This is a genomic window from Stenotrophomonas sp. YJH_SMC_36 (assembly GCF_059369935.1).
Map to the genome: position 1 here is coordinate 204,038 of NZ_JCAFTD010000002.1, position 23,947 is coordinate 227,984.

The window sequence follows — 23,947 nt, forward strand, 5'->3', positions numbered from 1 at the left end:
CAACAAAGGCCCTTACACCATGTCCAATTCCCTGCTAGTCCGCCGCGCCGCCGTGCTGGGTGCCGGCGTCATGGGTGCCCAGATCGCCGCCCACCTCACCAACGCCGGCGTCGACACCGTGCTGTTCGACCTGCCCGCCAAGGAAGGTCCGGCCGATGGCATCGTGCTGAAGGCAATCGCCAACCTGGGCAAGCTCAGCCCGGCGCCGCTGGCCAGCAAGTCGCTGGCCGAAGCGATCACCCCGGCCAACTACGAGTCGGGGCTGGAGCAGCTGAAGGACTGCGACCTGATCATCGAGGCCATTGCCGAGCGCATGGACTGGAAGCAGGACCTCTACAAGAAGATCGCTCCGTTCGTGGCCGATCACGCCGTACTGGCGTCCAACACCTCCGGCCTGGGCATCAACAAGCTGGCCGACGTGCTGCCGGAACAGCTGCGCCACCGCTTCTGCGGCGTGCACTTCTTCAATCCGCCGCGCTACATGCACCTGGCCGAGCTGATCCCGGCCTCGACCACCGATGCCGCCGTGCTGGAAGGCCTGGAAGAGTTCCTGGTCACCACCCTGGGCAAGGGCGTGGTCTACGCCAAGGACACCCCGAACTTCATCGGCAACCGCATCGGCGTGTTCTCGATCCTGTCGACCATCCACCACACCCAGCAGTTCGGCCTGGGCTTCGATGAAGTCGATGGCCTGACCGGGCCGCTGGTCGGGCGCCCGAAGTCGGCGACCTACCGCACCTCCGACGTGGTCGGCCTGGACACCATGGCGCACGTGATCAAGACCATGGGCGACACCCTGCCGAACGACCCGTGGCATGAATTCTTCAAGTCGCCCAAGTGGCTGGACGCGCTGATTTCCAAGGGCGCGCTGGGCCAGAAGACCGGTGCCGGCATCTTCCGCAAGGTCGGCAAGGACATCGTCGTGCTCGATCTGGAAAAGCAGGACTACCGTCCGGCCGACCGCAGCACCGCACCGGAGGTGGTCGAGATCCTGAAGATCAGGAACCCGGCCGAGAAGTTCGCCAAGCTGCGCGAGAGCCAGCATCCGCAGGCACAGTTCCTGTGGGCGACCTTCCGCGATCTGTTCCACTACAGCGCCTACCACCTGGCCGACATCGCCGAGACCGCGCGCGACGTCGATCTCGCGATCCGCTGGGGCTACGGCTGGTCGCTGGGCCCGTTCGAGACCTGGCAGGCCGCGGGCTGGAAGCAGGTCGCGCAGTGGATCGCCGATGACATCGTCGCCGGCAAGAGCATGAGCAACGCCCCGCTGCCGGACTGGGTCTTCGATGGCCGCGACGGCGTGCACGCCGCCGAGGGCAGCTACAGCCCGTCGCGCAACGCCAAGCTGCCGCGCTCGTCGCTGCCGGTGTACCAGCGCCAGCGCTTCCCGGATCCGCTGCTGGGCGAAACGTTCGCGCCGGGCGAGACCGTGTTCGAGAACGATGGCCTGCGCATGTGGCACGACGGCGACGGTATCGCCGTGGTCAGCTTCAAGACCAAGATGAACACCGTCTCCGACCAGGTGCTCGATGGCCTGCAGGAATGCGTCTCGCGCGCCGAGAAGGACTTCCAGGGCCTGGTGATCTGGCAGCAGAAGGAACCGTTCTCCGCCGGTGCCGATCTGGCCGGCGCCCTGGGCCTGCTGCAGGCCGGCAAGGTCGACCAGTTCGAGCAGATGGTCGCCAACTTCCAGCGCACCAGCCAGCGCATCAAGTACTCGCTGGTGCCGGTGGTGGCTGCCGTGCGCGGCCTGGCCCTGGGCGGTGGCTGCGAGTTCCAGATGCACAGCGCCAAGACCGTGGCCTTCCTGGAAAGCTATATCGGCCTGGTGGAAGCCGGCGTCGGCCTGCTGCCAGCCGGTGGCGGCCTGAAGGAACTGGCCGTGCGCGCCTCGCAGGCGGCCGGCCCCGGCGGCGACGTGTTTGCCGAACTGAAGAAGACCTTCGAGACCGTGGCCATGGCCAAGGTGTCCAACTCGGCGGTCAATGCCAAGGAGCTGGGTCTGCTGCGCAGCACCGACAAGGTGGTGTTCAACAGCTACGAGGCGCTGTACATCGCCAAGGCCGAAGCCCGCGCGTTGGCCGAAGCCGGCTACCGTCCGCCGCTGCCGGCACGCCGCATCCAGGTGGCCGGCGACGTCGGCATCGCCACCTTCAAGATGATGCTGGTCAACATGCTGGAAGGTCGCTTCATCAGCCCGTACGACTACGAGATTGCAGAGCGCATCGCCACCGTGCTGTGCGGCGGCAAGGTCGATCGCGGCACCCTGGTCGATGAAGAGTGGCTGCTGACCCTGGAGCGCAAGCACTTCGTCGAACTGGCCCAGCAGGAAAAGACCCAGGCCCGCATCGCGCACATGCTCAAGACCGGCAAGCCGCTGCGCAACTGATTGATGGCGGATGCCGGCCCCGGGCCGGCATCACCTGCTGTGGCAGTCGAGCATGGCTCGACTCTACAAAACCTATTCGAGAGATCACTGCAATGACCAAGCAAATCCAGGACGCCTACATCGTCGCCGCCACCCGTACCCCGGTGGGCAAGGCGCCCAAGGGCATGTTCCGCAATACCCGCCCCGACGACATGCTTGCCCACGTGCTGCGCAGCGTTGTCGCGCAGGCGCCGGGCGTGGACGTCAACCGCATCGATGATGCGATCATCGGCTGCGCGATGCCGGAAGCCGAGCAGGGCATGAACGTGGCGCGCATCGGCGTGCTGCTGGCCGGCCTGCCGAACACCATCGCGGCGCAGACCGTCAATCGCTTCTGCTCCTCCGGCCTGCAGGCCGTTGCGCAGGCCGCCGATGCGATCCGCCTGGGCAACGCCGACCTGATGCTGGCCGGCGGCACCGAGTCCATGTCGATGGTGCCGATGATGGGCAACAAGATCGCGATGGCACCGAGCGTGTTCGACAACGACCATGTCGCCATCGCCTACGGCATGGGCATCACCGCCGAGAAGGTGGCCGAAGAGTGGAAGGTCTCGCGCGAAGAGCAGGATGCCTTCGCCCTGGCCTCGCACCAGAAGGCGATGGCTGCGATCCAGAAGGGCGAGTTCAAGGACGAGATCAGCCCGTATGAGATCGTCTCGCACCTGCCGGACCTGGCCGATGGCCAGCGCATCATCACCCGCAACAAGGTTGCCGATACCGACGAAGGCCCGCGCCCGGATTCCTCGGCCGAAGGCCTGGCCAAGCTGCGCCCGGTATTCCGCAATGGCCAGTTCGGTGGCACCGTCACTGCCGGCAACTCGTCGCAGATGAGCGACGGCGCCGGTGCCGTGCTGCTGGCGTCGGAACAGGCGATCAAGGACTACGGCCTGACCCCGCTGGCGCGCTTCGTCAGCTTCTCGGTGGCCGGCGTGCGCCCGGAAGTGATGGGCATCGGCCCGATCGCCGCGATCCCGAAGGCACTCAAGCAGGCTGGCCTGAACCAGGATCAGCTGGACTGGATCGAGCTCAATGAAGCCTTCGCCGCGCAGTCGCTGGCGGTGATCCGTGACTGCGGCCTGGACCCGGACAAGGTGAACCCGCTGGGTGGTGCGATCGCCCTGGGCCACCCGCTGGGTGCCACCGGTGCGATCCGTACCGCGACCCTGCTGCACGGGCTGCGTCGTCGCCAGCAGAAGTACGGCATGGTGACGATGTGCATCGGCACCGGCATGGGCGCGGCGGGTATTTTCGAGGCGCTGTAAGGTTCAAAGCGTTGCCGGTGGGATGTCGGTCTGCTGCAGGGCCCGGGTAGGTGAGACTGCCCGGGACACGCCGTAAACCCGTCCTTGGGGGCTTGGCAGCGGCATCCATGCCGCTGACAGTCCCGGCCAGCCTCACCCACCCGTGCCACCCAACATTCCGCGCGGCGGAGGGATGAGCAGGAGCTGGGGTCAGATCCCTTTGCTGCGCAAAGGGATCTGACCCCAACAAGCAAAAAGGCAGCCGATGGCTGCCTTTTTGCTTTTGCTCTTGTCTTTGATTCCGCCCTTCCCGTCCGCGCCCGCAGGAAACTGTCGAGAGGGGGCGGATGGCACTCTCCAAAACCGTTGGCGCCATGGGCCCGAGGCATGCCTCGGGCGGGTTGGGCAGGACGCCCAACCCCGGTCTTGCCGTGTGCGCAGGACAGCGTACACGAGCAAGGCGCCATCGAGCCCCCCTGGATGGGTTTACGGCGTGTCCTGCAAAGGCCCACCCGTACCGCTCACCACGTATCAATCAAGGCGCCGCGAACGGAGCGCTTGATAAACCTTACTCCGCCAGCATCGCCGCCAGCTTCTCGCGCGCCGGGCCCGCCAGCTTCGGGTTGTCCAGCGCGAAGCGGATCGTCGCCTCGACCAGCCCCAGGTGCGTGCCGCAGTCGAAACGCGTGCCCTCGAAACGGTAGGCATCGACCTGCTCGGTCTTCAGCAGCTGCGCGATCGCATCGGTCAGCTGGATCTCGCCACCGGCACCACTGCCGGTCTGCTCCAGCAGATCGAAGATCTTCGGGCTCAGCACATAGCGGCCGACCACCGCCAGATCGCTGGGGGCGTCCTCCGGCTTCGGCTTCTCCACGATCTGCGAGATACGGCCCTTGCGGCCATCGAAGGCCTCGGTGGCCACGATGCCGTAACTGGCGGTCTTGTCGTGCGGCACGTCCTCGACGGCGATCACGCTGGCACCGCTGGCCTCATTGAGATCGGCCATCTGCTTCAACGCACCGTCGCCGCGGTTCCAGATCAGATCGTCCGGCAGCAGCACGGCGAACGGCTCGTCACCGATCACGGCCTTGGCACACAGCACCGCGTGGCCCAGACCCAACGCTTCGGCCTGCGTCACGAAGACCGCACGCACGCCGTTGGGCAGCACGTGGCGGATCATCTCCAGCTGCTCCTGCTTGCCGGCGCGCTCGAGCTTCTGTTCCAGCTCATACGCCTTGTCGAAATAGTCGGCGACCGCGTGCTTGTAGCGGTTGGTGATGAACACCAGCGTGTCACAGCCGGCTTCTATGGCCTCATCAACAGCGTACTGGATAAGCGGACGATCGATGATCGGCAGCATTTCTTTCGGCACCGTCTTGGTCGCCGGCAGGAAGCGCGTCCCGAGCCCTGCCACGGGAAAAACTGCTTTACGAATTCGCTTGCTCATTAGTGCCTGTTGGCCTCGCGTGTCGGAAACGGCACGACTTTAGCGGATGAGATGTAAGCATCCTGTTCGATTGGAGAAAACTCCGGCATCGTCGCGAACAGGATCTCCTGGATGGTGTCGATGTCGTAGCTGCTGATCGCTTCGCGCAGCTTCGGAACGTTGCCGAGCACCATGTCACGCGAGAACGCGCGCACGCCGGCTTCGAGGATCTTGGGGTGCGCGGTCGAACGATAGTCCTCGTCGGAATAGAACAGCGTCTCGTGCAGCTTCTCACCCGGGCGCAGCCCGGTGTAGATGATCGGAATATCCTTGTACGGCTGCTTGCCGGCCAGCCGGATCATCTGCTCGGCCAGCACCCGGATCGGCACCGGCTCACCCATGTCGAGCGTGTAGATGGCGCCATGCGACGCCGAGGCGGCCGCCTGCAGGATGAGCTGGCAGGCCTCGGGGATCGTCATGAAATAGCGGCTGACCTCCGGGTCGGTGACCGTGACCGGCCCGCCCTTGAGGATCTGCTCGCGGAACAACGGCACGACGCTGCCCGCCGACGCCAGCACGTTGCCGAAGCGCACGGTGACGAAGCGGGTATGCGTGGACTTCTGGTCCAGGCTCTGGCAGATCATCTCGGCGTAGCGCTTGCTGGCACCCAGCGCATTGACCGGATCGACCGCCTTGTCGGTGGAGATGAACACGAAGTGCTCGACGTGTGCCTCCAGGCAGGCACGGGCGACGTTCTCCGTGGCCAGGATGTTGTTGCGCACCGCCTCGCGCAGCTGCCGTTCCAGTACCGGCACATGCTTGTAGGCGGCAGCATGGAAGGCCGTATCGACCGGGTGCAGCGACAGCGCATGGCGGATCACTGCGGGGTCACCGCAGTCACCCAGCACGGCTTCGATCTCGATGTCGGGAAAACTGCGGCGCAGTTCGCCTTCGATGGTCAACAGCAGCAGTTCGCTGATCTCCAGCAGGACGATGCGGCCTGCACCGTGGCGCGCGCACTGGCGGCAGAGTTCTGAACCGATCGAACCACCGGCGCCGGTCACCATCACAGTGCGCCCGCCCAGCCAGCCACGGATCAGGTTCCAGTCCGGCATGATCGGCTTGCGGCCCAGCAGATCCTCGATCGCCACTTCCTTCAGCTGGCCCGGCAGCGACTGCCCCTGCAGGATGTCACTGAGCTTGGGCACGGTGCGGAACGGAACCCCGGTGCTCTCGCAGATGGCGACCACGCGCTGCATGCCGGCGGCATCCAGCGACGGAATGGCGATGACCAGCAGCTTGGCTGCGGTTTCGCGGGCCACGGCCGGCGCATCGTCCAGCGTGCCCAGGATCGGCAGGCCCTGCAGTTTCGCGCCGCGCAGGTGCGGGGCGTCATCGAGCAGGCCGACCGGCTCGAAATTGCCGGAACGGCGCAGATCGCGGACCAGCGTTTCGGCGGCCTGGCCGGCACCCAGGATCAGCACCCGGCGCGCGCTCGAATCGGACTGCAGCGCCTGGTAGTCCTTCCATGCGCGATACAGCAGGCGCGGGGCACCCAGCAGGGCCGACAGCGCGAAGGGATAGATCACCAGCACCGACATCGGCACGCCGTTGAAGCGCTTCCACATCAGCACCAGGACGATGGCGACCATGCCGATGAAGCTGGCTTTGAAGATGTTCAACAGGTCGCTGACGCTGGCAAACCGCCACAGGCCGCGATACAGGCCGACGCGCCAGAACACCAGTCCCTGCAGCAGCAGGACCAGGGTGGTATCGACATTCCACAACGGCAGCGCAGGCGCGTCCGGCAGGATCGAGTAACGACCGGCGTGGAGCAGCTGCCAGCATGCCCAGACCATGAACAGGTCGTGGCAGACAATGGCCGTACGCGGCAACAGGCCGAGGATTCTATCCCGCCAGGGTGAAGACATATTTCAAGGAGTTCCTTGTCGGAGGCGCATTCCATTGCGCAGGAGGAGCCACAGCATGCTCAGCGTGATGAACCAAGCAATTGCCACGACAGCCTCCCACCTCGGCTGCAGATTCGAACTGACATTGAACACTGTAATGCTGAATAGGCCCAAAACAAAGTACATCCCTGTCACCAGGGCGTGGCTGGCTCCTGCCTGCACAGCGCGCTGATAGACGTGCTGGGTGTGGGGTTCCATCCAGCGTTGTCCGGAAATGATGCGCGCCAGCAGTGTGAAGCCCGCGTCCACGAGGAACGGTGACAGCGGCACCAGCAGGAGGATCCAGTTGATGTCCGTGCGCAGGCTGGCCACGGCCACGACGGCCGCCACCGCGTAGCCCAGCGCTCCGCTGCCGACATCCCCGAGGAAGATGCGTGCGCGCGGAAAGTTGAAGGGCAGGAAACCCACGCAGGCCAGCCCGAGGGCGATGGCCAGCAATGACCACGGCCAGGGCAGCACCGGAGCGAACCCCAGCGCGACCACGATGGCCTGGCTGCTGGCAATGCCGTTGATGCCATCCATGAAGTTCCAGATGTTGATCAACGAGGCGGTGAAGAACAGCACCAGCAGGGCCAGCAGCCAGCTGCCGCCGTGGATCTTCACCAGCCCGGCCAGCAGGCCGGCAGCAATGAAATGAACAAGCAGCCTGCGCATGGCCGGCAGCGGGCGATGGTCGTCCCACCAGCCGATGCCCGCGACCAGCAGCAGGCCGGCAGCGGCGACCAGCAGGCTCGGCATGGCCTGCGGCCACGCCCACGTGGCCACGGCTGCGGTGGCCAGCAGGCTGATGACGATGGCGATGCCGCCGCCGCGTGGCGTGGCGACGCTATGGCTGCGGCGTTCCCCGGGGTGGTCCATCAGCTGCCGGCGCAGCGCGTAGCCGCGCGCCGCCCAGGTCAGGGCGGCGCTCAGCAGGGCCAACGCCAGCAGCGCGCCCATCACGAGCCAGGGCATGATTCAGAGCACCGCGTAGTTCAGCAGCGGCTTGACCGTACCCCATTCCTTGCAGCTCGGGCACTGCCAGTGGTGGGTGCGCGCGCCGAAGCCGCAGCGTGTGCAGCGGTACGCCGGATTGCGCACCAGCAGCTGGTCGGTGATGTGCTTGAGATCGTGCAGGGTGGCGGTGGAATCGGCACCTTCGGCGAGGGTCAGGTCGATCAACGCCGATTCGCCGCGCACCGAAGGGCGGTCCTTGAGCTGGCGGCCCAGATAGGCGCGCGCAGGGGCGACACCTTCCTGTTCCTCCATCAGCCGGGTCAGCGCCAGCACCGGCGCGATACCGCGGTAGTGCTCGGTCATTTCCGAAAGGAAGGCGCGGGCGCCGCCCAGGTCGCCGACCTTGCGGTAGTTCTGCATCAGCGCTGGCAGCAGTTCCGGCAGATACTCCGGGTCATTGCGCGCAGCACGCTCGAAGGCTCGCACCGCCGCTTCGGGATTGCCGGCATCGCTCTCCAGGCGTCCTTCGATGATGCCGGCGCGCACCGACATCGCATCGGCCTGGTAGGCACGGGCAATGGCCGCCCTCGCCTCTTCCAGCTTGCCGGCGCCACGGAAGCGTTCGGCCAGCTCGCACTCGAACTGCCCGATCAGCTTGCCCATCGGCTCGCCGGTGACATCCTCGAAGCGGGTGGCGTTGTCGATCGCCTTCTCCCAGTCACGCTCGGCCTGGTAGATCCCGATCAGGTGCTTGAGCGCCTGCGGCGCACGCTGGTCCAGCTGGGCCAGCTCGGTGAACACGGTTTCGGCGCGGTCCAGCAGGCCGGACTTCATGTAGTCCTCGCCCAGCGCCAGCAGCGCCTGCACGCGCTGCGCATCGCTCAGATCGTTGCGGTTGACCAGGCCCTGGTGCAGGCGGATGGCGCGGTCCACTTCGCCGCGGCGACGGAACAGATGACCCAGCGCGACCTGGGTCTCGAAGGTTTCCTTGTCGAGCTCGGCAATGTGCAGGAACAGCTCGATGGCCTTGTCCGGCTGCTCGTTGAGCAGGTAGTTCAGGCCACGGAAGTAGGTGCTGGACAGTCGGCTGACCTGGTTGTCACCGTGGCGCTGACCGCCACGCCGTCCGATCACCCAGCCGGCCAGGGCGGCCAGCGGCACGAACAGGAAAAACCAGAACCACTCGGTGACGAAATCCATCTTCGATCAACGTCCGTCAAAAGATTGGGGGGAAGCGACCGGTGCCGGCGACGCGGCAGCGGACTTGTTGGCGCGGCGCAGCTGGCTGTAGAGCGGAACGACCACGCTCACCAGCACCAGGCCGGCGCCGACCACCACGCCCACCAGCAGGGCGGCGATCAATGCCACGCCGACGGAGGTATGCAGCTCGGTGAACAGCAGGTTGATCGACATCGCGGTCATGTTGACCGCACCGATGATCAATCCAAGGATCAGCACCGCCAGCAGGACCAGCAGACGAAAGACCTTCATGCGACAGCTCCAGGGGCGGGAGACCGTAGCTTATCCGACTCGCGGCTGGATTCGCACGCGGTGGCGCGACGGGACGCTCAGGCGGGATCGGCGTCCAGCGGCAGCACGCTGCTGACCCGCTCGCGCAGTTCCTTGCCCGGCTTGAAATGGGGAACGTGCTTGCCCGGCAGGGCAACCGATTCGCCGGTCTTGGGGTTGCGACCCAGGCGCGGCGGGCGGTAGTGCAGCGAGAAGCTGCCAAAACCGCGGATTTCGATGCGATCCCCGACAGAGAGGGAACCGCCCATCATTTCCAGCAACGACTTCACCGCCAGATCGACATCATCGGCCTTCAGGTGCGCCTGACGGCGCGCAAGGATTTCGATCAGTTCGGATTTGGTCATCACCGGCTCACATCAGGGGCATTTCAGCCTGAAACGGCCCGGGCAGTGCCCGGGCCGTCCAGGAAACAACGAACAACGGGCCCGATTACTCGGACTTGCTACCGTTCAGCTGGGCACGCAGCAGCGCGCCGAGCTGGGTGGTGCCACCCGAAGCGGACTGGTATTCCTCCAGCACTTCGCGCATTTCCGCGTCGTCCTTGGCCTTGATCGACAGCTGCAGGGTACGGCCCTTGCGGTCCATGCCCACGAACTTGGCTTCGACCTTGTCGCCGACCTTCAGGTGCTGGGTGGCGTCGTCAACGCGCTCGTTGGCGATGTCGCGAGCCGAAACGTAGCCTTCGATGCCGTCGGCCAGTTCGATCACGGCGCCCTTGGCGTCGACTTCCTTCACCACGCCTTCGACCTTGGAGCCCTTCGGATTGGCCGCCATGTACTGGCCGAACGGATCCTGCTCCAGCTGCTTCACGCCCAGGGAGATGCGCTCGCGCTCCGGGTCGACGGCCAGGACGACGGCGTCCAGGGTATCGCCCTTCTTGAAGTTGCGAACGACGTCTTCGCCGGTGGTGTTCCAGCTGATGTCGGACAGGTGGACCAGGCCATCGATGCCGCCGTCCAGGCCGATGAAGATGCCGAAGTCGGTGATCGACTTGATCTGGCCGGACACCTTGTCACCCTTCTTGTGGGTGGCAGCGAAGGTTTCCCACGGATTGGCGGCAACCTGCTTCATGCCCAGCGAGATGCGGCGACGCTCTTCGTCGACGTCCAGCACCATCACTTCGACTTCGTCACCGACCTGCACGACCTTGGACGGGTTGACGTTCTTGTTGGTCCAATCCATCTCGGAGACGTGCACCAGGCCTTCGACGCCCGGCTCGATCTCGACGAACGCGCCGTAATCGGTGACGTTGGAGACCTTGCCGAAGACGCGGCTGTTGGCCGGGTAACGACGGGCGATGTTGTCCCACGGATCTTCGCCCAGCTGCTTCAGGCCAAGCGAAACGCGGTTGCGCTCGCGGTCGAACTTCAGCACGCGCACGTCCAGCTCGTCGCCGACGTTCACGACTTCGGACGGATGGCGCACGCGCTTCCATGCCATGTCGGTGATGTGCAGCAGGCCGTCGATACCGCCCAGGTCCACGAACGCGCCGTAGTCGGTCAGGTTCTTGACGACACCCTTCAGGATCGCGCCTTCCTGCAGCTTGTCCATCAGCTGCTCGCGCTCTTCCGAGTGCTCGCTTTCGACGACAGCGCGGCGCGAGACCACGACGTTGTTACGCTTGCGGTCCAGCTTGATGAGCTTGAATTCCAGCTCCTTGCCTTCCAGGTAGGCCGGATCGCGCACCGGGCGCACATCGACCAGGGAACCCGGCAGGAAGGCGCGGACATCCTTGATGTCCACGGTGAAACCACCCTTGACCTTGCCACTGATGCGGCCGGTGATGGTTTCGTTCTTTTCCAACGCTTCTTCCAGCTCGTCCCACACCATCGCGCGCTTGGCCTTCTCGCGCGACAGGACGGTTTCGCCGAAGCCGTTCTCGATGGAGTCGAGGGCGACCTTGACGATATCGCCTTCGGCGACATCGATCTCGCCAGCGTCGTTACGGAACTGTTCGATCGGCACGATGCCTTCGGACTTCAGGCCAGCGTTGATCACCACGACGTCGCCGCGGACTTCAACAACGGTACCGCTGACGATGGCGCCCGGCTTCAGCTTGGCCAGATTGGCCTGGCTGGCTTCAAACAGTTCGGCAAATGATTCGGTCATTAGATTTACTCTGTTGGACACATGGGTCGGTGGCGTCCCTTCGGGGATGGGCGACCGCCCGCCTGTTGGTCGACCCCGGAAAAGCAGGTCGTGTGTGAAGTAGGAAAACCGCCACGCATCATTGCGCGACGGAGCTTGTACAGCACTGCTATTGCGCGACCACCACCGATGCGGCTGGCAGTGCTCCCGCGCGAACGGATCAGGCAGCCGGAACCGGAAGCAGATCCATCACTCGGGCAACGACATCTGCGATGCCGATGCCTGTGGTGTCGATGAGGACGGCATCGTCTGCCGGCTTCAGGGGCGCCACGGTACGCTGAGCATCACGGGCGTCGCGGGCCATGATCTCGCGCAGGAGGTCATCAAAGTTAACAGAAACCCCCTTGTCTTTCAACTGCTTATGCCGGCGCTCGGCGCGCTCTTCGGCACTGGCGGTCAGGAACACCTTGTAGGGGGCATCCGGGAAGATCACCGTACCCATGTCGCGACCGTCCGCGACCAGGCCCGGCAGCTCCCTGAATGCGCGCTGCCGCTCCTTCAGGGCCGCCCGGACTTCGGGAATGGCCGCGATGGCCGACGCCAGCGCGCCGGTGGTCTCCAGCCGCAGTTCGTCGGTGGCATCGCTGCCATTGACCAGGACCCGCATCGCGTCACCCTGTTCAACAAACTGAACATGGGTATCGAACGTGCACCGCACCAGTGCCGAGGCGTCGGAGGTATCGATGTCGGCCCAGCTGGCGGCCACGCCCACCGCCCGGTACAGGGCGCCTGAATCCAGGTAATGCCAGCCCATCCGGCGCGCCACGATGCGGCTGATGGTACCCTTGCCGGCCCCTGATGGGCCGTCGATGGTCAGGACGGGAGCGAGTGGATTCATGGGGGTCCCAGTACGTGTGAAGGGGGCATTCTAGCCCCTGCCGGACACCCCGCGACGGATCTTTTGTGCAACCACTTGAAACCATGAGGAAAAGCCCGGTAGAATGGCGGGCTTGAACGAGCGTCAACTGCCGATTGTCTTTCGCATATCGCGGCCACGCTCCACCCGAACAACTACTGTTTACGCCGAGGTATGCCATGAAAGTCCTGTCCTCCCTGAAGTCGGCGAAGGCCCGTCACCGTGACTGCAAGGTCGTCCGTCGCCGTGGCAAGATCTTCGTGATCTGCAAGTCGAACCCGCGTTTCAAGGCGCGTCAGCGCTGAGCCCAACAGCCTTCATGGCTGCGGCTGGTCCCGCGCGGGACCGACCCGATGCAAAAAGCCGCCTTCGGGCGGTTTTTTGTTTATGCGGCTTTTTCCTGCCGATTTTGCTGTAATCGCCTTTCTTGACCACTGGGGAGTAGATCGAGATGAAGCGTTACCTGTCCACCCTGGCCGTGCTGGCCACTCTGGCCGCCGCCACGCCGGCCCTGGCCGACACTCTGCTTGTCGACCGCGCCCGAGAGAAGCCGGCCGGCGCCCTGCCCCTTCGTGGCCAGTCCATGCAGCAGGTGCAGAGCCAGTTCGGTGCGCCCAGCGAGCAGCTGCAGCCGCGCGGCGGGCAGAAGCGGCAATGGCCGACCATCAACCGCTGGGTGTACCCACAGTTCACTGTCTACTTCGAGAAGCAGAAAGTGATCGATGTGGTGGCCAACCAGGCGGACCCGAACGAAATCGGCCCGAAACCGCCGATCCGTTGACCCCTTGTACCCGCCCCGGGCGGGCCTGTGTAGCGAGACCATGAACCAGACCCTTCGTTTTCCTGCCGAGTGGGAAGCCCAGAGCGGCGTCCTGATTGCCTGGCCCACCGCCGATACCGACTGGGCCGACCGCCTGGGACAGGTGGAGGAAACCTATATCGCACTGGTTGCAGCGATCACCCGCTTCCAGCCGGTGCTGATCTGCGTGGCCGATGACGATGTGGAGACCTATGCCGAAATGCGGCTGCGCTCCAACCGCATCGACATGGACAGGGTGCACTTCACCACGGCGGCCTACGACGACACCTGGCTGCGCGACTCGGGCCCGATCACCCTGCGCCGTGCCGACGGCGGTTTCCAGCTGCTGGACTTCCGCTTCACCGGCTGGGGCGGCAAGTTCGATGCCACCCTCGACGATCAGCTGGTGGGCGCGCTCGACCAGGCCGGCGTTTTCAACGACGCGCCGGTGCGCAGCATCCCGTTCGCGCTGGAAGGCGGCGCCATCGAAACCGACGGTGAAGGCACCCTGCTGACCACCTGGAAGTGCCTGCACGAACGCCACCCGGATCGTGACCGCGCCAGCCTGAGCACCGACCTCGCCGACTGGCTGCAGCAGGAGCGCGTGCTGTGGCTCGACCACGGCTACCTGGAAGGCGACGATACCGATGCCCACATCGATACCCTCGCCCGCTTCGCCTCGGCGGACAGCATCGTCTACCAGGCCTGCGACGACGAGAACGACTCGCACTACGCCGAGCTGCAGGCGATGGGCAGGGAACTGGCTGCGCTGCGCACCCGTGACGGTCAGCCATACCGCCTGTTCCCGCTGCCGTGGGCACAGCCGGTGATCGACGAAGGCCGCCGCCTGGCGGCCTCGTACGCCAACTACCTGATCGTCAACGGCGCGGTGCTGATGCCGGCGTACGGTGATCCGGCCGACGATCTGGCCCGCGACGTGCTGGCCAAGGCCCATCCGGGCCGCGAGATCGTCCAGGTGCCCTGCCGCTCGCTGATCTGGCAGAACGGCAGCCTGCACTGCATCACCATGCAGCTGCCGGAAGGCCTGCTGAAGGCGTAGCACGATGCGGTAGCGCCGGGCCACGCCCGGCGAGCACAGCGGCATTCGGTTCGTACGCCGGGCATGGCCCGGCGATACCGGCTGCGTGCACCTGTTCAGCGGCCGACACGCTGCGGCATCGCATACGCGCTAACATGCGGGTTTTCCCCCGCAGGAACACCCGCATGAACTCGCGCAGCCCGCTTACCGTCGCCCTGATCCAGGAGCGCAACCACGGCGATGCCGCCGCCAATCTGGCGGTGATCGAGGCACGCGTGGCCGAAGCGGCAGCGCAGGGCGCCAAGCTGGTGCTGCTGCAGGAACTGCACAACGGCCCCTACTTCTGCCAGCACGAGTCGGTTGACGAGTTCGATCTGGCCGAACCGATCCCGGGCCCGAGCACCGAGCGCCTGGGTGCGCTGGCGAAGAAGCATGGCGTGGTGCTGGTCGGTTCGCTGTTCGAGCGCCGCGCCGCCGGCCTGTACCACAACACCGCGGTGGTGTTCGAGAAGGACGGCACCCTGCTCGGCAAGTACCGCAAGATGCACATCCCGGACGATCCGGGTTTCTACGAGAAGTTCTACTTCACCCCGGGCGACATCGGCTTCACCCCGATCGACACCTCGGTGGGCCGCCTGGGCGTGCTGGTGTGCTGGGACCAGTGGTATCCGGAGGCGGCGCGCCTGATGGCGCTTGCCGGCGCCGAGCTGCTGCTGTACCCGACTGCGATCGGCTGGGACCCGGACGACGTGCAGGACGAGAAGACCCGCCAGCGCGATGCCTGGGTACTGAGCCACCGTGGCCATGCCGTCGCCAACGGCCTGCCGGTGCTGAGCTGCAACCGCGTCGGCCATGAGGCCTCGCCGCTGGGCGCGTCGGGCATCCAGTTCTGGGGCAACAGCCACGTGCTCGGCCCGCAGGGCGAGTTCCTGGCCGAAGCCGGCACCGATGCCGCTGTGCTGGTATGCGACGTCGACCTGCAGCGCAGCGAGCACGTGCGCCGCATCTGGCCGTTCCTGCGCGATCGCCGCATCGATGCCTACGGCGATCTGCTCAAGCGCTACATCGACTGAACCGGAGCCGCGCATGGCCGTCCTCATCCGTGATGCCGGCCCGGCCGACATCGCCGCGATCACCGCGATCTACGCGGTCGAAGTGACCGACTTCGTCAACACGTACGAGTACGACATACCGGACCAGGCCGAGATGCTGCGCCGCATGCGCGACATCATCGACCGCGGTTTTCCCTATCTGGTCGCCGAGATCGACGGCCAGGTCGCCGGCTACGCCTACGCCAACACCTACCGCACGCGCATTGCCTACCAGTGGACCGTGGAGAACTCGGTCTATGTCGATGCACGGTTCCAAGGCCAGGGCGTCGGCACCGGCCTGTTGCAGGCGCTGATCGACGCATGCGTCGCACGTGGCTTCCGGCAGATGGTGGCGGTGATCGGCGAACCGACCAATACCGCTTCGATCAGGCTGCACGAGCGTTTCGGCTTCGAGCTGGTCGGCGTGTTCCGCGGCCTCGGCCGCAAGCACGGCCGCTGGCTGGACACCGTGCAGATGCAACGCGCGCTCGGCGACGGCGCCGACACCGCACCTTCCAATGAATGACTCCATGACAGAAATCCTTCCCGAGACCGGCGACGATCTGTTCGCCGGCCAGCCGGTGCGCGTCGTTGAACGCGACGGCGTGCGCTACACCCTGCTGGGCACCGCCCACGTTTCCCACGCCAGCGTCGAGGCGGTGGAGAAAGCAATCAACAGCGGCCGCTTCGATGCCGTCGCGGTCGAACTGGACCCCCAGCGCCTGCAGGCCCTGAGCGATCCGGACACGTTGGCCAAGCTGGACCTGGTCGAGGTGATCCGCAAGGGTCGCGTTGCCCTGTTCGCCGCCAACCTGGCGCTTTCCGCCTACCAGCGTCGTCTGGCCGAACAGCTCGGCATCGAGCCGGGTGCGGAACTGAAGCGCGCCGTCGAACTGGGGCGTGAGCGCGGCCTGCCCGTCCACCTGATCGACCGCGAGGTGGGCCTGACCTTCCGCCGCGCCTCGCAGCGGCTGGGCTTCTTCGGCAAGCTGAAGCTGGTTGCGGGCCTGGGCGCCGGCCTGTTCTCATCGGAAGAGGTGGGCGAAAACGAAATCGAGAAGCTCAAGCAGGGCGACATGCTGGAGTCGAGCTTCGGCGAGTTCGCGACCGAGAATCCCGCGCTGTACGAAACCATCATCGGCGAGCGCGACCGCTACATGGCCACGCGCCTGCGCGAAGAACACGACCCGCGGCAGCGCGAAGTCCTGGCGGTGGTCGGCGCCGGCCATCTGGCAGGCCTGGCGCGATACCTCGAAACGGATACCGATGCACCGGCACCGTTGCGCGCCGAACTCGAAGCCGTGCCGAAGAAGCGCAACATCCCGTGGTTCACGCTGGGCATCCTTGCCATCGTCATCACCGGCATCGCCGTCGGCTTCTACCGCGGAGGCCTGGGCGTGGGCACCGAACTGCTGGCCACCTGGGCGATGTACACCGGCGGCCTGGCCGGCCTCGGCTGTCTGCTGGCCGGCAGTCACCCGCTGAGCATTCTCACGGCGATCGTGGTCGCCCCGTTCAAGCCGTTCCGGCTCAGCATTCCCACCGGCGCGTTCTCGGCGCTGGTCGAGGCACGCCTGCGCAAGCCGGCGTACCAGGATTTCCTGCAGCTGCGCGACGATGCACAGTCGTTGAAGGGCTGGTACCGCAATCGGGTCACCCGCGTGGTGCTGACGTTCATGCTGACCAATCTCGGCAGCATGCTCGGCCTGTGGCTGACCGGCTTCCAGGTGTGGGGCAAGGTCGCAGGTTGATTGCAACGCCCCGCCGGGCATGGCCCGGCGATACCGTGTGGCGGTGATGGTAGCGCCGGGCCATGCCCGGCGAAAAAAAAGGGAGGCCGCCCCACTACGACCGGCCTCCCCACACCACAACACGTTGTCGTTCCCCGTAGTCGGGCAAGCTCGACGCTAGGCGGCCGTTGCCGCCACCTTTTCCAGGCCGCGCGCGCGGCGGATCAGCCGCGTCACGGCATTGCGCAGGTCGTCCAGCACCGCGTAGATCGTCGGCAGGAACAGCAGGCTGACCACGGTCGAGAACGCCAGTCCACCGGCGATGGCACGGGCCATCGGCGCGTACTCCGGGCCGTCGCCGAACATCTGCGTGTTGGTCAGCGAAATCGGCACCATCGCCAGGATCGCCGTTCCCATGGTCATCATGATCGGGCGCAGGCGCTCGCGTGAGCCCTCCACCAGGGCCTGGGTACGCCCCATGCCGCTGCGCCGGAGGTTGTTGATGTGCTCGATCATCACGATGCCGTTGTTCACCACCACGCCCATCAGCACCAGGATGCCGATGAAGGACATGATTCCGAACGAGGTGCCGGTGATCCAGAACAGCCAGAACACGCCAAAGATCGAGAACAGCACGCCGCTCATGATCGCCGCCGGGAACAGCAGCGATTCGAACACCGCCGCCATCACCACGTAGATCATCACCAACGCGATGAGCAGGTTGAACACCATCTGCTGCATCGCCTCGTCATCGTTGCCATAGTCGCCGCCATCGAAGGTGTAGCCATAGCCGGCCGGGAAGCTCATCGGCTTGAGTACGGCCTCGATCGCCTTGCGTCCGTCCGGTGCGGTGATCTTCTCGGCCAGGTTGGCCTTGATCGTCAGCGTGGTCTGCCGGTTGGTTCGGCCGATCTGGGTGGCGGACGAACCGATATCGACGCTGACCAGACTCAGCAGCGGCACGCTGCGGCCGTCGCCGGTACGCACGCTGAAGCCGGCCAGGTCCTCCGGACTGCTCTGCTCGGCTCCGGCGAAGCGCACCCAGACCGGAACCTCGTTGTCGCCTCTCCGGAACTCACGCATCGGTGCGCCGCGCAATGCCAGGCCGACAAAGCTGGCCACCTGCTCGGCGTTGAAGCCGAAGGCGGCGGCACGCTCGCGATCGACTCGCACCTTGAGTTCACCGCCCTTCTCGCCATTGTCGATGCGCACGTCGCGCAGCTCCGCACGCTGGGCCAGCAGGGGCAGCACTTCCTGGCCGATTTCCTGCAGCATGCTGCTGGAATCGCCGATCAACTGCACCTGCACGCCCTGGTTGCCGCCACCACCATCACCGCCCTGGTTGCCGACGAAGTAGTCGGTACGCGCGGACTTCGGCAGGCCCTTGCGCAGCTCCTCCTGCAGTGACTTGATGTCCTTGGCGTACTTCTCGTCCAGGGTGACGACCGTCGAGCTGCCTTCCTGCTCGCTGTACCAGGAGTACACCTGCTTGACGTGCAGGCGCTCACGGTTCTCGTCGATCCAGTTCTCCACCCGAGCCACTTCCTCGGACATCTGCCGGTAGGTGTAGGCACCCTTCCACATGTAGCCGATGAAGATGTCCTTGCCACCTTCACCACCGAACATGTCCACCTTGGTCAGTTTCATCGGCACCAGGCTGACGGCCACCACCAGCACGATGCCCAGCAGGCTCCAGCCACGATGGTGCAGCGACCAGTCCAGCACCTGCGCGTAGCGCCGCTGCAGGCGCGCGATCAGGCCGGTCTGCGAGTGCACGAGCTTGGGCGTGGCCATGCGCGCGGACAGCATCGGAATCAGGCTGACCGCCACCAGCCAGGACGCCAGCAGCGATACCGAAATGGTGATCGCGATCTGTGCCATGAAGATGCTGATGTTGTTGGTCTCGCCGAACAGGTTCGGCACGAACACGATGCAATGGCACAGGGTGCCGGCGCTGAGCGCGATGGCGACGTTGCGGGTGCCGATGATCGAGGCCAGCCGTGGCTGTCCCGGCATGCGCTCGCGCTCCTGGTAGATGCTCTCCACCACCACCACGGCGTTGTCCACCAGCATGCCCACCGCCAGCAGCAGGCCCATCATGGTCAGGATGTTCAGCGTCACCCCGACGAAGTACATGAAGCCCAGGGTGATGGTGAAGCAGATCGGGATGGCCAGCGTCACCATCAGCGTGGACGGCCAGTGGCGCAGGAAGAAGAACAGCACCGTCACCGACAGGATCAGGCCCACCGCACCGGCTTCGGCCAGCTCCAGCAGCGAGGAGGTCACCGCCTTGCCCTGGTTGTCGATGACCTTGATCTGCACATCGCGCATCGAGGCCTGTGCGCGGATCGCTTCGACTTCGGCCAGCGCCGCGCGCGAGACGTCGACCAGATTGGCGCTGCGCTCCTTGAAGATATCCAGGCCCACTGCCGGGTTGCCATCCAGGCGGCGGCCATAGTTCATCCGCGCCGGCTTCAGCCGCACATCGGCGATGTCACCCAGCCGCAGGCCCTTGGCGTTGATCACCAGATCGCGCAGTTCCTGCAGGTCGGTGATCTCGCCGACCGGTTGCACGCGCACACGCTGGCCGTTGTCATCGATCTGCCCGGCCGAGATCGAAAAGTTCAGCGTGCGCAACCGTTCGCTCAGCTCGTTGATGCTCAGCCCGTGCGCGTTGAGCCGGTTGGGATCGATCGCGATCTCGACTTCATTCGGCGGTGCACCGGTGATGTCCACGCGCGCAACGCCCGGAATGCGCTCGATGCGCCGCTTGAACTCGCGGTCGAGCATGTCATAGGCGGTCGTCAGGTCGGTGGTGCTGGCCAGGCGCACCTTCAGCACCGGCTGGTCGCTGCTGGACCACTTGAACACGTTGTAGCGCTGCAGGTCGTCAGGCAGGTCGCTGCGGATCGCATCGATACGTTCGCGCGCGTCGGAAGCGGCGATGGCGATGTCACGGTCCCAGTCGCTGAACTCGATGAAGATCAGCGCCGCTTCGGACGTGGCCGAGGAGCGCATGCGCTTGATCCCGGTCATCGTTGCCAATGACTCTTCCACCGGCCGGATGATGGTCCGCTCCACTTCTTCCGGTGTCGAGCCCGTGTACGGAATCTGCACGAACAGGAACGGCGCGGAGATGTCCGGCAGAGCCTCCAGTGGCAGCCGGAATGAAGCGATCAGGCCGATCACCACCAGCGATACGAAGCACATGATGGTGGTGACCGGACGGCGGATGGAGAACTCGGCGACACTCATGCCGGCTCCTCGCCGCCGACGCGGCCACCTTCTGCGATTCGCAGTCCGTCGCCGGCGTGCTTGCGGCCGCGTTCGCGGTAGTAAGCGTCGCCGCGGCGATCCATCAGGTCGTAGACCACCGGGATCACCAGCAGGGTCAGCAGGGTGGAGACCAGCAGGCCGCCGATCACGGTGATCGCCATCGGCGCACGTACTTCAGCGCCCTCGCCCATCGCCACCGCCAGTGGCAGGAAGCCGAACAGCGTGCACAGGGTGGTCATGATGATCGGACGCAGGCGCGAGCGCGCGCCTTCCACCAGCGCCTCGTGCTTGGCCACGCCGGCCTCGCGCAGCTGATTGACCTTGTCGATCAGGATGATCGCGTTCTTGGTGACCAGTCCCACCAGCAGGATCAGGCCGATGAACACCACCACCGAGATCGGCTTGCCGGTCAGCATCAGCGCCAGGATCGCGCCGACCAGCGCCAGCGGGATGGTGAACAGGATCACGAACGGATGCAGCAGCGATTCGAACTGCGACGCCATCACCAGGTAGACCAGGAAAATCGCCAGTCCGAAGGCGAAGATCAGCGACGTTGCCGCCTGCGCCAGTTCCTCGCCCTGGCCGCCGATATGCAGGCCGACGCCCGCACCAAGCGGCTGTTCGGCGACCATCTGCTGCACTTCGCGCATGGCCGCGCCCAGATCGATGTCACGCAGGTTGGCCGAGACCACCGCGACGCGGGTCTGATCGGCACGGTGGATCTCGCTCGGACCGGTGGTGGCCATCACGTCGGCCACGGCGTCCAGGGTGACCGGACGGGTACTGCCCGGGTTGACGATCAAGCGGCGGATGCTCTCCACGCTGGCCCGGTCGCCTTCCTGTGCCCGTACCAGCACGTCGATCTTGCGGTCGCGGAAGCTGTAGCGGGTGGCCACATCGCCGCGCACCTTCTTCACCACGACGTCGGCGATCTGGCGGGTGGTCAGGCCCAGTGCACCGGCGCGCTCCTGGTCGAAGCGGATCTGGATCTCCGGGAAGCCCTCCTCCACCGTCGACTTCACGTCGGCGTAGTGCGCATTGCCGCGCAGCAGGGCAGCCAGCCGCTGGCCGGCCTGCTCCAGCGTGGCCATGTCCTGACCACGCAGTTCGATTTCCAGCGGCGTGGAGAAACTGAACAGTGCCGGCCGCGCGAAGTCGACCTGCGCGCCGGGGTGCCCGGCCATGGTGCCACGCAGGCGCTCGGTGATGGCCGCTTCGGTGCGCGCATCCCCACCGCCTTCCATCACCACGGTCAGCTTGCCGATGTTCTCACCGCTCTCGGTCGGGCTTGCGTCCAGCCGGGTACCGCTGCCACTGACGCCGTACAGCGAGGCCACGCCCTCGCCCTTGCCGTGCGCAAGCTGCAGTTCGCGGACCAGTGCATCGGTCTGCTTCAGCGGCGTGCCGGCCGGCAGCTTGACGGTCATCTCGAAGCGGTCCTGCGCCAGCTGCGGGATGAGGTCGGCGCCCAGCATCGGCACCAGCGCCATGGTGGCTGCAAACGCCAGCGCGGCCAGGCCCAGCACCTTGCCGGGGTGCGCCAGCGCGCTCGGCAACAGCCGCAGGTAGCCACGTTCGGCCCCCGCATAGGGCTTCATCGCGATATCGCTGGCCTTGCGCATGACCGGACCGATCACGGCGGCAACGCCGCGGCAGGCACGCACCACCAGCCAGGCCAGCGCATAGAAGGTCCAGCGCACCGCAGCGACGAAGCCACGACGGCCGGCTGCAACGGGCTTCTGCCAGCGACGCTGCGGCTGCCACGCCTCGCTGGCGGGCTCTTCGGGGAACGCCAGCGGCGGCCGCCCCTTCAGCGAACTGAGCATCGGAATCAGCGTCATCGATACCAGCAGCGAAATGGCGATGGCGATCGCCACGGTCAGCGCCTGGTCGCGGAACAGCTGGCCGGCGATACCGTCGACGAACACCAGTGGCAGGAACACTGCGATGGTGGTCAGGGTGGAGGCGACCACCGCCATGCTCACTTCGCGGGTGCCTTCGATCGCGGCCTGCAGGATGCCCAGCCCCCGCTCGCGCGCCTTGGCGATGCTCTCCAGCACCACGATCGAATCGTCCACCACCAGGCCCGTCGCCAGCGCCAGGCCGCCCAGCGACATGACGTTCAGGCTGAGACCCAGTTGGCCCATGAAGAAGAACGTGGCGATGATCGACACCGGCAGCGACAGGCTGATGACGAACGTGCTCCAGCCATCGCGGAGGAACAGGAAGATGATCAGGATCGCCAGCAGGCCGCCGATCACCGCATCCTTCTTGACGTCGCTGATCGCATGCTCGATGAAGCGCGACTGGTCCTCGATGGTGGTCAGTTCGGCATCGCCGGGGAACGTGCCCTTGATCTGCTCCAGGCGCTTGCGCAGCGCTTCGGCGGTGGCGACGGTGTTGGCGTCGCCTTCCTTGTAGATCGCCAGCTCGACCGATTCCTTGCCGCCGAGGCGGATGATCGCTTCACGCTCCTTGTAGCCCTGGCGTACGGTGGCCACGTCCTTCAACCGGACAGGAACGCCATTGGCGACCACGCTGGAGCCACCGCCGGACGATGCGCTCTGTGCGGCCGAGGCTGCGGCGATGGCCGCAGCGGAACCGGTGGAGGCGGCAATGTTGAACATCTGCTGCAGCGCGGAGTCCGCCGCACTGCCATTGGACGCCTGGGTGGTGACCAGCAGGTTGCGGATCTCCTCCAGGTCGGCGAACTGGTTGACGGTACGCACCAGGAAGCGCTGCGAGCCCTCTTCCAGCCGACCGCCGGAGATGTTGATGTTCTCGTCCTTCAGGCGCTTGATGACGGTATCGATCGGCAGATTCAGCTGCGCGAGCTTCTGCTGGTCGATGTCGACCTGGATCTCGTCCTCCAGGCCGCCGCCGACCTTGACCGCCGCCACGCCGGTGACCGGTTCCAGCTTCTTCTTCAGATCCTCGTCGGCGTAGCGGCGCAGGATGGTCAGCTCGCGGATGGCGTCGGCATCGCTGGACGGGGCCACCTTGCTGGACAGCACCAGGCGCATGATCGGCTCGGTGGACGGATTGAAGCGCAGCAGCACCGGGGCTTTCGCCTCCAGCGGCAGGTTCAGCGCTTCCATCTTGTCGCGCACTTCCAGGCTGGCCTGGTCCATGTTGGTGCCCCAGGCGAACTCCAGCACCACATCGCTCTGGCCGGTGCGCGAGACCGACTTCAGCTTGCGCAGGTTCTTGACCACGCCCACGGCTTCTTCCACCGGCTGGGTGATCAGGGTTTCGATCTCGGTCGGTGCCGCACCGGTGTATTCGGTGCGTACCGTCAGCGTCGGGTAGCTCAGGTCCGGCAGCAGGTTGACCTTGAGGCTGCCCAGCGCAATCAGGCCGAACAGCAGCAGGGTGACCGTGCACATGGCAATGGTGACGCGGCGGCGGGTAGCGAACTCCACCAGGCCGCCGCGCATGCCGGCGGCGGCGCTTTCGCCGTGGGGCGAAGCACCG

Annotated in this window: 18 protein-coding genes; 8 read left to right on the forward strand and 10 right to left on the reverse strand. The window is 65.7% G+C overall.

Going from position 1 to position 23,947, the window contains the following annotated elements; translation table 11 throughout:
• Positions 1-19 precede the first annotated feature (19 nt).
• Positions 20-2,392, forward strand: coding sequence for a 3-hydroxyacyl-CoA dehydrogenase/enoyl-CoA hydratase family protein (locus AC5P76_RS04130; protein ID WP_253118803.1), 2,373 nt, complete (start codon positions 20-22; stop codon positions 2,390-2,392).
• A 92-nt stretch (positions 2,393-2,484) separates the two neighbouring features.
• Entirely contained in the window at positions 2,485-3,693 is a 1,209-nt protein-coding gene (locus AC5P76_RS04135) for an acetyl-CoA C-acyltransferase (protein WP_053520191.1), read from the forward strand.
• 547 nt (positions 3,694-4,240) lie between these two features.
• Here the strand turns inward: AC5P76_RS04135 and galU are convergent.
• The 8 genes from galU to cmk all read right to left on the reverse strand — a co-directional run bounded on the left by galU (position 4,241) and on the right by cmk (position 12,520).
• Positions 4,241-5,119: a UTP--glucose-1-phosphate uridylyltransferase GalU gene (gene galU, locus AC5P76_RS04140; RefSeq protein WP_053517730.1), complete on the reverse strand. Its 879-nt coding sequence runs from the start codon at positions 5,117-5,119 to the stop codon at positions 4,241-4,243.
• Positions 5,119-7,029, reverse strand: coding sequence for a polysaccharide biosynthesis protein (locus AC5P76_RS04145; RefSeq protein WP_053517731.1), 1,911 nt, complete (start codon positions 7,027-7,029; stop codon positions 5,119-5,121). Before AC5P76_RS04145 ends, galU begins: the two co-directional genes overlap by 1 nt.
• 3 nt (positions 7,030-7,032) lie before the next feature.
• Positions 7,033-8,022 carry an MraY family glycosyltransferase gene (locus AC5P76_RS04150; RefSeq protein ID WP_253118804.1) on the reverse strand — a complete coding sequence of 330 codons (990 nt, stop codon included), beginning with the start codon at positions 8,020-8,022 and terminating at the stop codon, positions 7,033-7,035.
• 3 nt (positions 8,023-8,025) lie between these two features.
• A complete protein-coding gene (lapB, locus tag AC5P76_RS04155) occupies positions 8,026-9,204 on the reverse strand; it encodes a lipopolysaccharide assembly protein LapB (protein ID WP_053517734.1) in 1,179 nt (392 codons plus the stop codon).
• 6 nt (positions 9,205-9,210) lie between these two features.
• On the reverse strand, positions 9,211-9,495 hold the full coding sequence (locus tag AC5P76_RS04160; protein ID WP_253118805.1) for a lipopolysaccharide assembly protein LapA domain-containing protein: 285 nt from the start codon (positions 9,493-9,495) through the stop codon (positions 9,211-9,213).
• Positions 9,496-9,572: 77 nt separating this feature from the next.
• On the reverse strand, positions 9,573-9,878 hold the full coding sequence (locus AC5P76_RS04165; protein ID WP_053517737.1) for an integration host factor subunit beta: 306 nt from the start codon (positions 9,876-9,878) through the stop codon (positions 9,573-9,575).
• Between the two features lie 85 nt (positions 9,879-9,963).
• Positions 9,964-11,643 carry a 30S ribosomal protein S1 gene (rpsA, locus tag AC5P76_RS04170; RefSeq protein WP_053517739.1) on the reverse strand — a complete coding sequence of 560 codons (1,680 nt, stop codon included), beginning with the start codon at positions 11,641-11,643 and terminating at the stop codon, positions 9,964-9,966.
• 199 nt (positions 11,644-11,842) lie between these two features.
• Positions 11,843-12,520 carry a (d)CMP kinase gene (gene cmk / locus AC5P76_RS04175; protein WP_053517740.1) on the reverse strand — a complete coding sequence of 226 codons (678 nt, stop codon included), beginning with the start codon at positions 12,518-12,520 and terminating at the stop codon, positions 11,843-11,845.
• Between the two features lie 197 nt (positions 12,521-12,717).
• Between cmk and ykgO the strand changes: the two genes are divergently transcribed.
• The 6 genes from ykgO to AC5P76_RS04205 all read left to right on the forward strand — a co-directional run bounded on the left by ykgO (position 12,718) and on the right by AC5P76_RS04205 (position 17,218).
• Positions 12,718-12,843, forward strand: coding sequence for a type B 50S ribosomal protein L36 (gene ykgO, locus AC5P76_RS04180; RefSeq protein WP_005409283.1), 126 nt, complete (start codon positions 12,718-12,720; stop codon positions 12,841-12,843).
• Between the two features lie 146 nt (positions 12,844-12,989).
• Complete coding sequence (locus AC5P76_RS04185; protein ID WP_053517741.1) at positions 12,990-13,319, forward strand: hypothetical protein; 330 nt, start codon at positions 12,990-12,992, stop codon at positions 13,317-13,319.
• A 40-nt stretch (positions 13,320-13,359) separates the two neighbouring features.
• Positions 13,360-14,397: an agmatine deiminase family protein gene (locus AC5P76_RS04190; protein ID WP_180877199.1), complete on the forward strand. Its 1,038-nt coding sequence runs from the start codon at positions 13,360-13,362 to the stop codon at positions 14,395-14,397.
• 164 nt (positions 14,398-14,561) lie between these two features.
• Positions 14,562-15,449, forward strand: coding sequence for a carbon-nitrogen hydrolase (locus AC5P76_RS04195; protein ID WP_053517744.1), 888 nt, complete (start codon positions 14,562-14,564; stop codon positions 15,447-15,449).
• A gap of 13 nt (positions 15,450-15,462) precedes the next feature.
• On the forward strand, positions 15,463-15,993 hold the full coding sequence (locus AC5P76_RS04200; protein WP_065175046.1) for a GNAT family N-acetyltransferase: 531 nt from the start codon (positions 15,463-15,465) through the stop codon (positions 15,991-15,993).
• A gap of 4 nt (positions 15,994-15,997) precedes the next feature.
• The gene (locus AC5P76_RS04205; RefSeq protein WP_053517747.1) at positions 15,998-17,218 is read left to right on the forward strand and encodes a TraB/GumN family protein; all 1,221 of its coding nucleotides are present in this window, start codon (positions 15,998-16,000) and stop codon (positions 17,216-17,218) included.
• Between the two features lie 156 nt (positions 17,219-17,374).
• On the opposite strand, the gene AC5P76_RS04210 is transcribed toward AC5P76_RS04205, so the two are convergent.
• Positions 17,375-20,452 (reverse strand): efflux RND transporter permease subunit, encoded by a 3,078-nt coding sequence (locus tag AC5P76_RS04210; protein ID WP_445394554.1) that lies wholly within the window; start codon positions 20,450-20,452, stop codon positions 17,375-17,377.
• Positions 20,449-23,910: an efflux RND transporter permease subunit gene (locus tag AC5P76_RS04215; protein ID WP_445394592.1), complete on the reverse strand. Its 3,462-nt coding sequence runs from the start codon at positions 23,908-23,910 to the stop codon at positions 20,449-20,451. Before AC5P76_RS04215 ends, AC5P76_RS04210 begins: the two co-directional genes overlap by 4 nt.
• Positions 23,911-23,947 lie beyond the last annotated feature (37 nt).

What these genes read in the sequence shown, in the direction of transcription:
- AC5P76_RS04130 (WP_253118803.1), top strand. Translation starts at nt 20, where the DNA reads ATGTCCAATTCCCTGCTAGTCCGCCGCGCCGCCGTGCTGGGTGCCGGC.
- AC5P76_RS04135 (WP_053520191.1), top strand. Translation starts at nt 2,485, where the DNA reads ATGACCAAGCAAATCCAGGACGCCTACATCGTCGCCGCCACCCGTACC.
- galU (WP_053517730.1), bottom strand. Translation starts at nt 5,119, where the DNA reads ATGAGCAAGCGAATTCGTAAAGCAGTTTTTCCCGTGGCAGGGCTCGGG.
- AC5P76_RS04145 (WP_053517731.1), bottom strand. Translation starts at nt 7,029, where the DNA reads ATGTCTTCACCCTGGCGGGATAGAATCCTCGGCCTGTTGCCGCGTACG.
- AC5P76_RS04150 (WP_253118804.1), bottom strand. Translation starts at nt 8,022, where the DNA reads ATGCCCTGGCTCGTGATGGGCGCGCTGCTGGCGTTGGCCCTGCTGAGC.
- lapB (WP_053517734.1), bottom strand. Translation starts at nt 9,204, where the DNA reads ATGGATTTCGTCACCGAGTGGTTCTGGTTTTTCCTGTTCGTGCCGCTG.
- AC5P76_RS04160 (WP_253118805.1), bottom strand. Translation starts at nt 9,495, where the DNA reads ATGAAGGTCTTTCGTCTGCTGGTCCTGCTGGCGGTGCTGATCCTTGGA.
- AC5P76_RS04165 (WP_053517737.1), bottom strand. Translation starts at nt 9,878, where the DNA reads ATGACCAAATCCGAACTGATCGAAATCCTTGCGCGCCGTCAGGCGCAC.
- rpsA (WP_053517739.1), bottom strand. Translation starts at nt 11,643, where the DNA reads ATGACCGAATCATTTGCCGAACTGTTTGAAGCCAGCCAGGCCAATCTG.
- cmk (WP_053517740.1), bottom strand. Translation starts at nt 12,520, where the DNA reads ATGAATCCACTCGCTCCCGTCCTGACCATCGACGGCCCATCAGGGGCC.
- ykgO (WP_005409283.1), top strand. Translation starts at nt 12,718, where the DNA reads ATGAAAGTCCTGTCCTCCCTGAAGTCGGCGAAGGCCCGTCACCGTGAC.
- AC5P76_RS04185 (WP_053517741.1), top strand. Translation starts at nt 12,990, where the DNA reads ATGAAGCGTTACCTGTCCACCCTGGCCGTGCTGGCCACTCTGGCCGCC.
- AC5P76_RS04190 (WP_180877199.1), top strand. Translation starts at nt 13,360, where the DNA reads ATGAACCAGACCCTTCGTTTTCCTGCCGAGTGGGAAGCCCAGAGCGGC.
- AC5P76_RS04195 (WP_053517744.1), top strand. Translation starts at nt 14,562, where the DNA reads ATGAACTCGCGCAGCCCGCTTACCGTCGCCCTGATCCAGGAGCGCAAC.
- AC5P76_RS04200 (WP_065175046.1), top strand. Translation starts at nt 15,463, where the DNA reads ATGGCCGTCCTCATCCGTGATGCCGGCCCGGCCGACATCGCCGCGATC.
- AC5P76_RS04205 (WP_053517747.1), top strand. Translation starts at nt 15,998, where the DNA reads ATGACAGAAATCCTTCCCGAGACCGGCGACGATCTGTTCGCCGGCCAG.
- AC5P76_RS04210 (WP_445394554.1), bottom strand. Translation starts at nt 20,452, where the DNA reads ATGAGTGTCGCCGAGTTCTCCATCCGCCGTCCGGTCACCACCATCATG.
- AC5P76_RS04215 (WP_445394592.1), bottom strand. Translation starts at nt 23,910, where the DNA reads ATGCGCGGCGGCCTGGTGGAGTTCGCTACCCGCCGCCGCGTCACCATT.